We start from the raw sequence: 12,983 nt of genomic DNA, 5'->3' as shown, positions 1-12,983 counted from the left end.
GGGCCCGGTAGACTGCCCCCCGGTGCCGCCGTGATCCATCGCGGACGGCCACCGTGCCTCCTTAGCTCAGCTGGCCAGAGCACCGCTCTTGTAAAGCGGGGGTCGTCGGTTCGAACCCGACAGGGGGCTCCGGGGCGGAGACGCCAGAAGGGCCAGCTCGCCGGGGTGATCCGGGAGAGCTGGCCCTTCGTCGTTGCTGCGGTCCTGCTCGGGCTGTGCCACGGGCGTGCCAGAAGCGTCCGGTGTGCCGGACGTCGTGGAAGTGGATGTCCGGGGAGACACCGGCCTTGGCCTTGGCGGCTCCTGGAGAACCCGGGTGCGGCGAAGCTGCCCGATCGAGGAGGGAACCACCCGCTCAGCCCGAAGTGTGCCGGCGGCGCTCGGCACTGTCGACCTTGGCCCGGCCGGGACATCCGCCGAAACAGCGCCGCCGCCCGGTGTACAGCCGTAGGCTTCGCACAAACTTCGTGATCATCCTCAGGGGGGCCTGCATGAGTGACTACGTTGACCACGCCAACGCTGCCCGCGCGTACCTGGACCGGCTGCCAAAGCATGTGTCGCCCGATGCTCTCGTCGGAGCCGCGAAGATCGAGGCGTACCTCGCGTTCGCCGCCATCCTCGCGCGCCATCTTGAAGCCCCGGCCGACAGGTCCCGTCCGGCCCAGTAGCGGGGGTCGTCGGTTCGAACCCGGCAGGGGGCTCCGCGCAGAACGGGAAGGGCCGGTCCGACGGGTGTCGGGCCGGCCCTTCCGTCGTGTCCGGGGTCAGTTCGGGGGGAGGGTGAGGGTGGCGAGGGCGCCGCCGGCGGGGTGGTTGGCGAAGGTCAGGGTGGCGCCGATGACGCGGGCGTGGCCGGTGGCGATGGTGAGGCCGAGGCCGTGGCCGCGGCCGCGTTCGGGGGCGTTGGTGCGGAAGCGCTGCGGGCCGTGGCGGAGGAGGTCCTCGGGGTAGCCGGGGCCGTGGTCGCGGACGGTGATCCGCGGGCCGTCGACGTGCAGGTGGACCGGGCCGGTGCCGTGGCGGTGGGCGTTGAGGATGAGGTTGCCGAGGATGCGGTCCAGTCGGCGCAGGTCGGTGCGGACCTGCCGGTCGGCGGTGATCTCGACGGTGACGTCCAGGCCGGTGAGGGTGACGGTGCGGCGGGCCGCGCGTTCGAGGGGGACGGCGGAGAGGTCGGGGGACTCGGCGTCGGCGTCCAGGCGGGAAACCTCCAGCAGGTCCTCGACCAGGCCGCGCAGTGCCTGGACCCGGTTCTGCACGAGTTGGGTGGGGCGGCCGGGCGGCAGGAGTTCGGCGGCGGTGACGAGGCCGGTGAGCGGGGTGCGCAGTTCGTGGGCGACGTCCGCGGTGAAGCGCTGCTCGTCCTCCAGCCGGCGGTGCAGGGTGCGGGACATCAGGTCGACGGCGGCGGCGAGGTCGGCGACCTCGTCCTTGCCGTCGACGAGTTCGCCGATCCGGGTGTCCGTCCCGCCGGCCGCGATGCCGCGGGCGGCGGTGGCCGCGGTGCGCAGCCGGCGGCTGATCCGGTCGGCGACGAGCACGCCGGCCAGCACGGTGGTGAAGACCGCGGCGACGACGGTGAGCAGGATGATCCGGTCCAGGTCGGCGATGGCCTGGCGGTCCTGGGTGAAGTCCACCCGGACGGACACCACCCCGTCCGGCACCGGGCCGGCCGCCCACATCGACTCGCCGGTGCCGTCGGCGACGAGCAGCGAGCCGTGCCGGTCGTCGGCGGTGAGGGCGCGCAGCCGCTCGGGCAGCGCCGGGTCGTTCAGGACGGCGCCCCGGCCGATCGCCTTCCCGCCGCCGCGCTCGTAGTCGTTCAAGGCGGAGTCGAGGGTGGCGAGCGAGGAGGAGCGGGCCTGGTCGACGTGCTGGCGGATCATCGCCTGGTGGACCAGCAGGCCGACGGCCACCGCGACCAGGACGGCGATGGCGGCGACGGCGGCGGCGATCTGGCGGCGCAGGGTCATGCCGGGCGCCGCAGCTTGTAGCCGAAGCCGCGGACGGTCTCGATCCGGCCGGAGCCGATCTTGGCGCGCAGCCGCTGCACGTGGACGTCCACGACCCGGGTGTCGGCGCCCCACTCGTAGTCCCAGACGCGTTCGAGCAGGGTGGAGCGCTCCAGCACGATCCCGGGCGCGGCGCTGAACTCCAGCAGCAGCCGCAGTTCGGTGGGAGTGAGCGGGACGAGGCGGTCGTCCACCCGGACCTCCATGCTGTCGGTGTCCACCCGGAGGCCGTCGAAGCTGCGGACGGACGGAAGGGTGGGCGGGGACGGCGGAGCGGGCGACGGGGCGGGCGGGGACGGCGAGGACTGCGGGGGCGGAGCGAACGGGGCCGGCGGGGCGTCGGCCGCCGGGGCGACCGGGACGCGGCGCAGCACCGTACGGATCCGGGCGACCAGGACGGCGCTCTCGAAGGGCTTGACCACGTAGTCGTCCGCCCCGGCCTCCAGCCCGGAGACCACGTCCACCGGGTCGGTCCGGGCGGACATCATCAGGATCGGCAGCTGGCTCTCCTCCCGGATCCGGCGGCAGAGGCCGACCCCGTCGAGCAGCGGCAGCATGACGTCCAGCAGGAGCAGGTCGGGCCGGACGGCGTGGAAGGCCTCCAGGCCCTCCAGGCCGTCGGCGGCGGTGGTGACCGGGAAGCCGTAGCGCTCCAGGGCCATCCGGGTGGCCTCGCGGATCACCTCGTCGTCCTCGACCAGGAGGATGTGCGGGTGGGCGGGGGCGGCGGCGGGGGCTGCGGGGGTCATCGCTTCGCTTCCGGGAGCACGGCGGGGACGGAGGGCGCGACGGGCGCGCCGGGCACGGAGGGGGCGGAGGGCACGGAGGACGGCCGGGCGCCGCGTGGCGACGGGACGGCGGCCTCGGGGGCCGCCTGCTTCGGCGCGTACGGGGCGGGGCGGGGCGCCGGTCCGGGGTCGGGGACGGCGGTGGCCGGCCGGCCGACGTCCGGGCCGGTGGACGGGAGCGGTATGACGCCCTCGTCCCTGCGTTCGTTCAGGGTGAGCCTCTTGCCGTCCCACGCGTAGTGGCTGGTGGTCCGGGCGTCGACGCTGGTCGGCTCGATCAGCCACAGGTCGGTGCCGATGGTCGAGGCGTTGAACGCCGGCTGGACCCGCACCCGGAGGACGGGCAGCAGCCGGTCCTCGGCGAGGGCGTAGACGTGCAGCACGGCCCGCCCGGGGGTGGTGACGACGGTGATCAGCTCGGGCTGCCCGTCGCCGGTGAGGTCGCGGAACTCCGGGGCGCGGACCTCGCAGCCGGCGCAGGAGCCGAGTGCCTGGCGCTCCTCCTGGTCGACGTCCGGGTCCTTGGCGAGGACGGTGCGGACGTCGACCGCGGTGATGTCGCGCCCGGGGACGGTCACGTCCGGTACGGGCTGCGGCGGTTCCTGGGTGGTGTCGGTCGCGGACGCGGCCGGCGGCGGGGAGGTGGGCAGGTCCGGCCAGAGCGGCTGGGACACCGCCGGCGGCCTGACGGCCCGGGCCGGGCCCTGGTCGCGCAGCTCGCCGGGGGTGGCCCGGCCGAAGGCCAGGGCGGCGAGGGCGAGGACGACGACCAGGCCGGCCAGGGCGGCCACCGGGACGGCGCCGGGACGGCGGCGGGGTGGTGGGGGTGCTGTTGCTGCCACGGTCGGTGCTCGTCCTCCTGCCGGGCCCGCGCTGTCCGCGCTGCCTGCTCTGCCTGCGTCCACGGCGACGGTCCGGCTCGTCGCCTCCCGTCGCCGCCCCGGTGGTAGGTCGTGCGGGCGGTGGCCGGCGGTTCCCCGACGGCGGTTCGTGCACCGTCAGGCCAGGTCCGCCAGCACGATGATGTTGTCCGTCCAGTGGCCGTCCGAGCCGATCCGGCCACCGCAGGTGATCAGCCGGAGCGCGGGCGCGGGCGTGTCGCCGTACACCTGCTCGGTCGGGAAGCGGTCCTTGGCGGCCTGGAGCAGCTCGCGGACCTTGAAGTCCACGGTGCCGCCGTCCGCGCGCCGGATCCGGATGAGGTCGCCGGGGCGCAGTTTCGGCAGCTGCTTGAAGACCGCCGGGCCGTGCACGGTGTCGTAGTGCCCGATGAGCACGGCGGGGCCGGCTTCGCCGGGGGTGGGGCCGTTGCGGTACCAGCCGACCTCCTCGCCCCGGTCGGCCGGCGGCACCTCGACCGTGCCGTCGGGGTTGAGGCCGAGGTCGGTCACCGGTGCGTCCACTCCGACGGAGGGCACCAGCAGGCGGGTCGGCGGCGAGGAGGCGTACGGCTTCGGGGCGGCGGGTGCGGTGCCGGTCGTGGCCGGGGCGCCCGGGGTGCCCGGGGCCGCCGCCGGGGTGTCGGCGCCGGTGCCGTGCCCGGAGGTCTCGACCCGCACCACCGGGGTCTCCCGGCCGGACAGCGCGAGCGAGGTGCCGAGCACCAGGCAGAGCAGGCCCGCGGTGCCGAAGGCGGTACGGCGCAGCGGGCCGGGGCCGGGCCGGGCGGCGCGTCGGCGCCCCCGCCGGTGGCCCGGGGCGCGTCGGTGGCTGTCGGTCCCCGCCACCGGGGCGGCCCCGGCGCCGCTTCCCCGACTGGCCGGGTACGGGGAAGCGGCGCCGGGGTGCCCGGCGGACTCGGGACCGGTGTCAGCCGCGCGCACCGGAGCGGCGGCGCAGGAGGGCGAAGCCCAGGCCCGCGGCGCCGACGGCCGCGACGGTGCCGCCACCGGCGAGCATCAGGCCGGAACCGTCGGAGGCGGTGGAGCCGTCACCGGCCTGCGCGGCGCCCTTGGGCACCTCGCGGACCTGCGGCTGGGTGCCGCCGGGGGCAGCCGGGGCCGGGGCGGCGCCCTTCGGGGCGGCCACGGCCGGCGAGGCCTCGGGCTTCGGGGCGGCGGAGGGCGCGGCGGGTGCGGGCGGGGCGGTCCGCACCGCGGCGTCGCCGGCCGGGGCGGCGGAGGGCGCGGCCGGCTTCGGCGCGCCGTCGGCCCAGGCCTGCCCGCCGGTGACGGTGGCCAGCAGCGCGGCGCCGGTCAGGGCGCAGGCGGCCAGGACGCGGCGGGTGGGGGAGTGGTGGGTACGGCTCCTGCTCATACGGGGTGTCTCCATCGTGCGTCGGTCGGTGGGTGGTGGCCGCCGGTCCGCGGTGCGGTCCGCGGTGCGGTTCGCGGGCCCCGGCGGGCCGGTGTCGCGGGACGTCCGTCGTCGGCGCCGGACGCGTACGTCCTCGTCGCGGACGCCCTCCGGCCGCTTCACCCGGTTCGACGGGTTCGGCCGGTGGCGTCGGGGATGACGCTAGGAGGGCCGTGTCGCGGTCCTCGGCCGGTCGTGTCACGGCCGCCCATCGGCTGCGTAACGGCGCGGACGGGGCCTCCGGAAAGCCCGACGCTGCCGCCACCCCCGCCCTGCCCTACCGCCCCGATCGCAGGCGGCGGAGCGTCCAGCCCGGGCCGAGCGGCCGGGTGTGGGCGGTGAAGAGTTCGGCGGCGCGGCGGTAGGAGAGACGGGCGTGGCCGGTGTACGGGCAGCGGTCGCGGTCGGGGGTGCCGGCGGGGGCGCGGCGGTCGGTGAGGAAGAGCGGGCCGGTGGCGCGGCCGGCGACCAGGAGGGGGAGCAGCCGGGCGGTGCCGGACTGCCAGTACACCGGGGTGCCGGGCGGGCGGGTGCGTCGGCGGGGCGGGTCGAGGTGGTCGGTGTCCAGGGCGAGGACGGTCTCGATCGCGGCGCCGGACTCGTGCAGCAGGTGCCAGAGCGCCTGCTCGCGCAGCGGCGCGCGGAGGGCGAACAGGGCGCGCAGTTCCTCGGGGCTCAACGGGCCGGTGGCCGTGGCGGGTTCGGGCAGTGGGCGGGGGAGCAGGCCGGTGGTCGGGTCGCCGTCGAGCCAGCCGCGGGCCCGCCACCAGGCCACGGCCGCGCGCAGGGTGGAGAGCTCCCGGTTGAGGGTGCGCGGGTCGGTGTCGGCGCCGCGCCGGGCGGCCGCGGCGCGGAGCCGCTCGGCGGCGTCGGGGTGGTCGAGCAGGGCGAGCGGCAGGACGGGCGGCCGGGCCCGTCGCCGTTCGGGGCCGGTGGGGGCGGGCCGGTCGGCGAGTGCCCAGGCCCAGGTGTCCAGTGCGATCCGGTAGATCCGCCGGGAGCCGTCGGCGAGCCCGGAGGCGGCCAGGTAGCGCTCGACGGCGACGGCGTATTCGACCGGTGGGAGTGCTGTCGCGGTTCCTGTCACGATCGCCTTCTTCCGAAATCCAAGTGCCGCAGTAAATCACTGTTCCGGGACATCTGAACCATAGTCGCTGGGCGCAGTAAACGGCAGGTAGAGAGCCATAGAGTGTGAATTTACTGCGGTAGATCGAATCCTCGTCGAATTGATTCCCAAAGGCTCAATTTTTTTCCCGCAATCCCTTGAATCCGCCCTCCGTCGACGCGCAGACTTTCTGCACATGGCAGTGCAGACCGAACGGATCCCGGCCCGCCGAAGGCGCCTGGGAGACCGGCTCGCCGTGTTCGGCGAGCGCGAGTTCACGTGGTTCTTCCTGGGGTACACGACCTCCCTGATCGGCTCCTCGATGGCGCCGGTCGCGGTCGCCTTCGCGGTGCTCGACGGCGGTGGTGGTGGAAACGGCAACGGCGGGGGCGGCACCGCCCTGGGGTGGGTGATGGCGGCCCGGATCCTCCCCGTGGTGCTGGTGCTGCTGGCCGGCGGGGCGATCGCGGACCGGCTCGGCAGCCGCCGGGTGATGCTGGGCTCGGACCTGTTGCGCGGCGTGGTCCAGGCGCTGTTCGCCGGGCTGCTGGCGACCGGGCACGCCCCGGTCTGGGCGATGGTCGCGCTGGTGGCGGTCTGGGGGGTCGGCGAGGGGCTCTTCATGCCGGCCTTCGGCGCGATCGTGCCCGACCTGGTGCGCCGTACGGGACTGGTGGCGGACGCCAACGCCCTGCTGGGGCTGGCCCGTTCGGTGTCCACCGTGGTCGGTCCCGCCACCGCCGGCCTGGTCACCGCAGCCTGGGGCCCGGCGACGGTGCTGCTGGCCGACGCGGTGACGTACGGTGTCGGCGCCTTCGCGCTGGCCAGGCTGCGGCTGCCGGTGCGGGCGGCGGCCGGCGAGGGGTCGATGGTCCGGGACCTGCGGGCCGGCTGGTCGGAGTTCGCCTCCCGCCCGTGGCTGTGGATCACCACCGTGCAGATGGGCCTGTTCAACCTGCTGGTCTGGGCCCCCTTCCTGGTGCTCGGCCCGCTGCTCGCGCAGCGGGACCTCGGCGGCGCCCGCGCCTGGGGCCTGGTGATGGGCGTCTACGGCGTCGGCGCGGTGCTGGGCGGCCTGCTGGTGCTCGGCCGGTCGCCGGCCCGCCCGCTCGCGGTGGCGTCCCTGGCGGCGCTGGCCTGGGCGCTGCCCTCCGCGGCGCTCGCGGCCGGGGCGGGGCTGCCCTGGGTGGCCGCCGGCGCGCTCGTGGCCGGGGTCGGCTCGGCGGTCTGCGGGACGCTCTACGGCACCACCACCCAGAAGTGGGTTCCGGTGGAACTGCTCGGCCGGGTGACGGCCTTCGGCGTGCTGGGCTCCTTCGCCCTCGGCCCGCTCGGGCTGGCGGCGGCCGGTCCGCTGGCGGGCCGGTTCGGCGCGGACACCGTGCTGCTGATCGGAGCGGTCTGGCAACTGGCGGCCGGGGCCGTAGTGTTGGCCGTACCGGCGGTACGTGACCGTCGCTGGGAGGAGGGCCCGGACAGCTGACCAACCCCTCGGACGGCTCCGGGGCGCACCCCCGGCCCACCGCGCACCGCGCCCGGCCGGCCCCGGAGCGCAACCGGCTGCCCCACCCGCGCACGTACGCCTCCGCGGCGGGCGGGGCGGCCGACCCGGTCGTACGGTGGAGGACGGGGGTGACGGAGGAGGTCGATCATGCCCGGCTCGCTCACCATCAGCCATCACGGGTCCGCGGTCACCCTGGACCACGCGGACGCGGAGCGGCTCGCCACCGTACTGGCGGACCTGGCGTACCTGCTGGAGATCCCGGGGCCGAACCGGATCAACGACGAACAGCTCGCCGTGCTGTGCGAGGGCCGCGCCCCGGACCGCGCCGAGCTGGTGCACTGGTGCGCGTCGAACGCGCGCGGGCTGAAGGGGCAGTTCTGACCGGAGCCGCCCGGGCCCGGGCCGCGGACCGTCCGCACCCGGGCCGGCCGCCGGAGCCCGTTGTCCGCCCGCCGGAGCCCGCTGCCGGCCCGCCCGAGCCCGTGGATCGCGCGCCGTGGCCTGTCGGCCGCCCGCCGTACGATGGCGCGCGGGGCGGGGACGCCCCCCGGACGCCGGGGTGGCCGGCGGCCGGTCCGGCGGAGGGTGGGGGCCCGAACGTGCCGCAGTCCTGGTCGATGTCCTGGCTGACCGTGCCCACGCCGCTGCCCAGCGGGCCGATGCACATCGCGGTGACCCCGCTCGGTGTGGTGTCGGCCGGCTACCGGGGGCCGCGCGAGGGCGAGGCGCCGCCGTGCAGCGACGAGTCGAAGATCGCCGCCGTCACCGAGCGGATCAGCGCCTACCTGGCGGGCCGCACCCGCGACTTGGGCCTGCCGATTGACTGGAGCCTGAGCTCCGGCCCGCACCGCGCGGTGCTGCAGGCGCTCTGGCGCGAGGTGCCGTACGGCCGGACCATCACCTACGGCGAACTGGCCGCCCGCAGCGGGGTGTTCGAGGACGTGGCGGAGCCCGGCCTGGCCGCCCGCACGGTCGGGCAGATGATGGCCGCCAACCCCGTCCCCCTGCTGGTGCCCTGCCACCGGGTGGTGGCGGCGGACGGGATCGGCGGCTTCGGCGGCGGCCGGGTCGGGATCGAGGTGAAGCGCTGGCTGCTCACCCTGGAGGGCGTGCTGGAGCCGACCCTCGACTGGAACGGCCCGCTCTAGGGGCGCGGTCGTTCACCGGTGCAGCGCCCGGACCAGTGACACCCGTCCCGGCGCCCGGCGTTGAAGCACCGGCCGGATGCCGGACACCAGCGTGTACTCGATGCCGCGCACGTCCGGTTCCGCCCCCGGGTACTCCGGCCGCTCCCCGAGTGCCAGCCGCACCGCGTCCCACGGCAGGTTGAGGCCGCACAGCCGCAGCTGGTGGAGCCCGGCGGCGGGGCGGGTGTTGACGTCGATGACCACCGGCCGGCCGTCGAAGCGGCGGAACTGCACGTTGGACAGGTACGCCATGCCGGTCGCCCGGACCAGCCGCCGGACCGGGTCCAGGTAGCACTCCTCGGTGGTGAAGCCGCGGCGGCGGCCCTCCTTGGTGCGCCCGACCGCGGTGAGCGGGCCGCCGTCCCGGTCTGCGAGGCAGTCCACCGAGACCTCCGGTCCGTCCAGGTACGGCATCACCAGCAGGTCCACCGGCTCGCCGTCCGGACCGCCCTCGGCCAGTGCCGCGGCCACCTGATCGACCTGCACCCGGTGGTCCCAGCCGGTCAGCCGCCGCGCTCCGTACGGTTCCCGGGTGAGCACCCGGAAGCCGGCGCCGCCCGCACCGGCGGTGGGCTTGAGGCAGGCGGTGTGCCCGGCGCCCTCGATCCGCTCGACGGCGTCCCACAGCTCGCCGGGGGTGCGCACCCGCCACCAGGGCGGGGTGGGCAGGCCGGCCCCGGCGATCACCGCGTAGCCGTCGGCCTTGCTGGTGAAGGCCGCTATCGCGGTGGCCGGCGGGCAGAGCAGCGCGGTGCCGATCGCCTCGAACTCCGGCCGGGCGAGGGCGATGGCGAGCTGGTGCAGCTGCGGGACGAAGACGTCGACGGCGTGCCGGGCGCAGTAGTCCAGCGCGTAGCCGACGTAGCCGTCCGCCGGCAGGTCGGCCGGCTCGGCGCTGCCGTGGTCGGCGGCGGCGAGCACGGGGGAGTCCGGGTCGCCGTGGGTCGCGTGGACCACCACCGGGCGCGGGGCGGCGCGCAGTTGTTCGATGAAGAAGACGTTCTCGGCGTAGGTGCGGTTCAGCCAGACACGTACGGGTGCACTCATGTGACCCTCTCGGGAAGAGAGTTGACGAAGGGTCAGGGCACCCTAGCGGCCTGTTCGAACGGTCCGGACGGCGGGGGCGCCGCCTGTGGATCGTGGCGCGGGGTGGCGCGGTTCGGGGCGCGGATGGGGGAGGATGGGGCGCCGCGCTCCGAGCTGTTCGAATGGACGGTCGAACAGATATCGATCGGGTGATCTATTCGTACTATTTGTTTAGGCATTCCGAACCACTCGAACGAGTGATTGCGGGGCACCCTCGGCAGGGCCCACCATGAAGCTGCAACACGCATGTGCAAGGCGACACTTCATCGGGATATGCGAAGGGCTCCCCCATGTCGACCGAAACCAATGCCGGAATTCCCGCGCCCAGTGCGCAGTCGGAGATCCGGCAGCAGCAGAGTCTGAGCACGGCCGGCGCGCGGAACCTCGCGACGACCACCAAGTCCGCGCCCCAGATGCAGGGCATCAGCCCGCGCTGGCTGCTCAGGAAGCTGCCCTGGGTGCAGGTGTCCGGCGGCACCTACCGGGTGAACCGCCGCCTGCGCCACTCGGTCGGCCGCGGCCGGGTGGGTTTCGTCAAGACCGGTGCCGAGGTGCGGATCGTCGCGCCCACGCTGGCCGAGGTGCCGGTGCTGCGCGGGTTCCAGGACGAGGCCGTGCTGGAGGAGCTGGCCTCGCGCTTCGTGCAGCGGGAGTTCGCCCCGGGCGACGTGCTGGTCCAGGCCGGCGCCCCGATCACCGAGGTGTTCCTGATCGCGCACGGCAAGCTCGACCGGCTGGGCACTGGCAAGTACGGCGAGGAGACGGTCGTCGGCACCCTCGCCGACGGCGACCACCTCGGCGACGAGGCGGTCCGGCAGGACGGCGGTGCCTGGCCGTACACCGTCCGCGCCGCGACGGCCGGCACCGTGATGACGCTGTCCTGGCCCGCCTTCCAGGAGCTGCACGACCGCTCCGAGGCGCTCCAGCTCCAGATCATCGAATACCTGAACGGCTTCCAGCAGGCGCAGAACAAGCACGGCGAGGCCGCGATCGACCTCTCCGCCGGCCACCAGGGCGAGTACGAGCTGCCCGGCGCCTTCGTGGACTACGAGCTCAAGCCGCGCGAGTACGAGCTCAGCGTCGCGCAGACCATCCTCAAGGTGCACAGCCGGGTCGCCGACCTCTACAACCAGCCGATGAACCAGACCGAGCACCAGCTGCGGCTGACCATCGAGGCCCTGCGCGAGCGCCAGGAGCACGAGCTCGTCAACAACCCCGACTTCGGGCTGCTCGGCAACGCCGCGTACGACCAGCGCTTCCAGACCCACTCCGGCCCGCCCACCCCGGACGACATGGACGAGCTGCTCAGCCGCCGCCGCGGCACCAAGCTGTTCCTGGCCCACCCCAGGGCCATCGCCGCCTTCGGCCGGGAGCTCAACAAGCGCGGCCTCTACCCGGACACGGTCGAGGTCGACGGCAAGCAGATCCAGTCCTGGCGCGGCGTCCCGGTCTTCCCGTGCAACAAGATCCCGATCGTCGGGAGCACCAGCTCGATCCTCGCGATGCGAATCGGCGAGGACAACCAGGGCGTCATCGGCCTCCACCAGACCGGAATTCCGGACGAATACCAGCCGAGCCTTTCGGTGCGGTTCATGGGAATCGACGACAAGGCCATCATTTCCTACCTGGTGAGCGCCTACTACTCCGCCGCGATCCTGGTGCCGGACGCGGTCGGCGTCCTGGAGAACGTGGACATCGCGCAGTACTGACGGTTCGCACGGCCGGTCGCGGCGCCGCGCCGTCGTGCCGTCCGCCGGGGCCGCCCATCCGGCCCCGACGGACGGCGGCCCCGGCGCGTACCGACCCCGCCGGCACGGGCCCGGCCGGGGCGAGGCGCGACCGCGCCCGGCACCGCAGCGCAACTCCGGTCCGCCGTCGGCGGGCCGTCCCACGACAGGCGCCCGACAGGGGGAGAGACCCATGACGAGTCCCACGCTGGAGCGGGACCACAAAGAGGGGCACGAGGCGGCGGACATCCTCGCCCGGACCCGCGCCCTGGTCGACCCGGTCCTGCGGGCCGCCGTCGACTCGCTGCCCGGCACCATGCGCAAGGTGTCCGGCTACCACTTCGGCTGGTGGGAGGCGGACGGCACCCCCGCCGAGGCCCCCGCCGGCAAGGCGATCCGGCCGGCCATGGTCCTCGCCGCCACCCAGGCCCTGGGCGGCAGGCCCAACGAGGCCGTCGCCGCGGCCGCCGCGGTGGAGCTGGTGCACAACTTCACCCTGCTCCACGACGACGTCATCGACCGGGACGACACCCGGCGCCACCGGCCCACCGCCTGGCGGGTGTTCGGCACCACCGAGGCCATCCTGGCCGGGGACGCCATGCACTCCCTCGCGCTGCGCCTGCTCGCCGAGGACACCCACCCGGCCGCCCAGGGCTCGATCCGCCGGCTCGCCGACTGCGTGGTCGAGCTCTGCGAGGGCCAGCAGATCGACTGCGCCTTCGAGCGGCGCGACGACGTCTCGCTGCCCGAGTGCCTGGCGATGGCGGAGGCCAAGACCGGCGCGCTGCTCGGCGCGGCCTGCTCGATGGGCGCCCTGTACGGGGGCGCCTCCGAGGAGGCGGCGCAGGCGCTGGACGGCTTCGGCCGGGAGATCGGCCTGGCCTTCCAGCTGATCGACGACCTGATCGGCATCTGGGGGGATCCGGCGGTCACCGGCAAGCCGGTCGGCGCGGACCTGGTCGCCCGGAAGAAGTCGCTGCCGGTGGTCGCGGCGCTGGGGTCCGGCACCGTGGACGGCAAGCGGCTGGCCGAGCTGTACGCGATCGAACGCCCGCTGAGCCCCGAGGAGTTGGCGCAGTGCGCGGCGGCCGTCGAGGCGGCCGGCGGGCGTGGCTGGGCGCAGGGCGAGTCCTGCGAGCGGATGGCCACGGCGATGGCGCAGCTGGCCGCCGCGGTCCCGGAGCCGGCCGCGGCCGACGAGCTGCTGGCGCTCGCCGAGCTGGTCACCCGCCGCACGCACTGAGCGGGCCGCCCGGGCCGGACGCGTCCCCGGGCCTTT

General features: G+C 75.2%; 13 protein-coding genes and 1 tRNA gene. 7 read left to right on the top strand and 7 right to left on the bottom strand.

The window, feature by feature from the left end:
* Positions 1–55 precede the first annotated feature (55 nt).
* Both ACFVU7_RS11340 and ACFVU7_RS11335 read left to right on the top strand, forming a co-directional pair.
* Positions 56–129 (top strand) — tRNA-Thr (locus ACFVU7_RS11340).
* A gap of 362 nt (positions 130–491) precedes the next feature.
* Complete coding sequence (locus ACFVU7_RS11335; protein ID WP_158077680.1) at positions 492–668, top strand: hypothetical protein; 177 nt, start codon at positions 492–494, stop codon at positions 666–668.
* Between the two features lie 96 nt (positions 669–764).
* On the opposite strand, the gene ACFVU7_RS11330 is transcribed toward ACFVU7_RS11335, so the two are convergent.
* The 6 genes from ACFVU7_RS11330 to ACFVU7_RS11305 form a co-directional block, all read right to left on the bottom strand.
* Positions 765–1,973 (bottom strand): sensor histidine kinase, encoded by a 1,209-nt coding sequence (locus tag ACFVU7_RS11330; protein ID WP_380781437.1) that lies wholly within the window; start codon positions 1,971–1,973, stop codon positions 765–767.
* Complete coding sequence (locus ACFVU7_RS11325) at positions 1,970–2,761, bottom strand: response regulator (protein WP_380781435.1); 792 nt, start codon at positions 2,759–2,761, stop codon at positions 1,970–1,972. Before ACFVU7_RS11325 ends, ACFVU7_RS11330 begins: the two co-directional genes overlap by 4 nt.
* Positions 2,758–3,642, bottom strand: a complete 885-nt coding sequence (locus ACFVU7_RS11320) for a hypothetical protein (protein ID WP_380781433.1) — start codon at positions 3,640–3,642, stop codon at positions 2,758–2,760. Before ACFVU7_RS11320 ends, ACFVU7_RS11325 begins: the two co-directional genes overlap by 4 nt.
* 156 nt (positions 3,643–3,798) lie before the next feature.
* The gene (locus ACFVU7_RS11315; RefSeq protein WP_388044923.1) at positions 3,799–4,527 is read right to left on the bottom strand and encodes a class F sortase; all 729 of its coding nucleotides are present in this window, start codon (positions 4,525–4,527) and stop codon (positions 3,799–3,801) included.
* 82 nt (positions 4,528–4,609) lie between these two features.
* Entirely contained in the window at positions 4,610–5,056 is a 447-nt protein-coding gene (locus tag ACFVU7_RS11310; RefSeq protein ID WP_388044922.1) for a sortase-dependent protein, read from the bottom strand.
* Positions 5,057–5,372: 316 nt separating this feature from the next.
* The gene (locus ACFVU7_RS11305; RefSeq protein ID WP_388044921.1) at positions 5,373–6,182 is read right to left on the bottom strand and encodes a hypothetical protein; all 810 of its coding nucleotides are present in this window, start codon (positions 6,180–6,182) and stop codon (positions 5,373–5,375) included.
* A gap of 214 nt (positions 6,183–6,396) precedes the next feature.
* Between ACFVU7_RS11305 and ACFVU7_RS11300 the strand changes: the two genes are divergently transcribed.
* The 3 genes from ACFVU7_RS11300 to ACFVU7_RS11290 all read left to right on the top strand — a co-directional run bounded on the left by ACFVU7_RS11300 (position 6,397) and on the right by ACFVU7_RS11290 (position 8,852).
* Positions 6,397–7,683 (top strand): MFS transporter, encoded by a 1,287-nt coding sequence (locus tag ACFVU7_RS11300; protein ID WP_388044920.1) that lies wholly within the window; start codon positions 6,397–6,399, stop codon positions 7,681–7,683.
* Positions 7,684–7,851: 168 nt separating this feature from the next.
* Positions 7,852–8,085 carry a hypothetical protein gene (locus tag ACFVU7_RS11295; RefSeq protein ID WP_049661653.1) on the top strand — a complete coding sequence of 78 codons (234 nt, stop codon included), beginning with the start codon at positions 7,852–7,854 and terminating at the stop codon, positions 8,083–8,085.
* 218 nt (positions 8,086–8,303) lie between these two features.
* Positions 8,304–8,852 (top strand): methylated-DNA--[protein]-cysteine S-methyltransferase, encoded by a 549-nt coding sequence (locus ACFVU7_RS11290; RefSeq protein WP_388044919.1) that lies wholly within the window; start codon positions 8,304–8,306, stop codon positions 8,850–8,852.
* Between the two features lie 12 nt (positions 8,853–8,864).
* On the opposite strand, the gene ACFVU7_RS11285 is transcribed toward ACFVU7_RS11290, so the two are convergent.
* The gene (locus ACFVU7_RS11285; protein WP_049657134.1) at positions 8,865–9,938 is read right to left on the bottom strand and encodes an ATP-grasp domain-containing protein; all 1,074 of its coding nucleotides are present in this window, start codon (positions 9,936–9,938) and stop codon (positions 8,865–8,867) included.
* 329 nt (positions 9,939–10,267) lie between these two features.
* Here ACFVU7_RS11285 and ACFVU7_RS11280 point away from each other — a divergent pair, with 329 nt between their 5' ends.
* Entirely contained in the window at positions 10,268–11,686 is a 1,419-nt protein-coding gene (locus ACFVU7_RS11280; RefSeq protein ID WP_074001715.1) for a family 2B encapsulin nanocompartment shell protein, read from the top strand.
* 211 nt (positions 11,687–11,897) lie between these two features.
* A complete protein-coding gene (locus ACFVU7_RS11275) occupies positions 11,898–12,947 on the top strand; it encodes a family 2 encapsulin nanocompartment cargo protein polyprenyl transferase (RefSeq protein WP_049657139.1) in 1,050 nt (349 codons plus the stop codon).
* Positions 12,948–12,983: the final 36 nt, after the last annotated feature.

The organism is Kitasatospora sp. NPDC058046 (assembly GCF_042885595.1).
Taxonomy (GTDB): domain Bacteria; phylum Actinomycetota; class Actinomycetes; order Streptomycetales; family Streptomycetaceae; genus Kitasatospora.
This window is presented reverse-complemented; position numbering and strand designations above follow the sequence as displayed.

Excerpts from the sequence above, each read along its gene's own strand:
- ACFVU7_RS11335 (WP_158077680.1), top strand. The coding sequence starts at position 492 with ATGAGTGACTACGTTGACCACGCCAACGCTGCCCGCGCGTACCTGGAC.
- ACFVU7_RS11330 (WP_380781437.1), bottom strand. The coding sequence starts at position 1,973 with ATGACCCTGCGCCGCCAGATCGCCGCCGCCGTCGCCGCCATCGCCGTC.
- ACFVU7_RS11325 (WP_380781435.1), bottom strand. The coding sequence starts at position 2,761 with ATGACCCCCGCAGCCCCCGCCGCCGCCCCCGCCCACCCGCACATCCTC.
- ACFVU7_RS11310 (WP_388044922.1), bottom strand. The coding sequence starts at position 5,056 with ATGAGCAGGAGCCGTACCCACCACTCCCCCACCCGCCGCGTCCTGGCC.
- ACFVU7_RS11300 (WP_388044920.1), top strand. The coding sequence starts at position 6,397 with ATGGCAGTGCAGACCGAACGGATCCCGGCCCGCCGAAGGCGCCTGGGA.
- ACFVU7_RS11295 (WP_049661653.1), top strand. The coding sequence starts at position 7,852 with ATGCCCGGCTCGCTCACCATCAGCCATCACGGGTCCGCGGTCACCCTG.
- ACFVU7_RS11285 (WP_049657134.1), bottom strand. The coding sequence starts at position 9,938 with ATGAGTGCACCCGTACGTGTCTGGCTGAACCGCACCTACGCCGAGAAC.
- ACFVU7_RS11280 (WP_074001715.1), top strand. The coding sequence starts at position 10,268 with ATGTCGACCGAAACCAATGCCGGAATTCCCGCGCCCAGTGCGCAGTCG.
- ACFVU7_RS11275 (WP_049657139.1), top strand. The coding sequence starts at position 11,898 with ATGACGAGTCCCACGCTGGAGCGGGACCACAAAGAGGGGCACGAGGCG.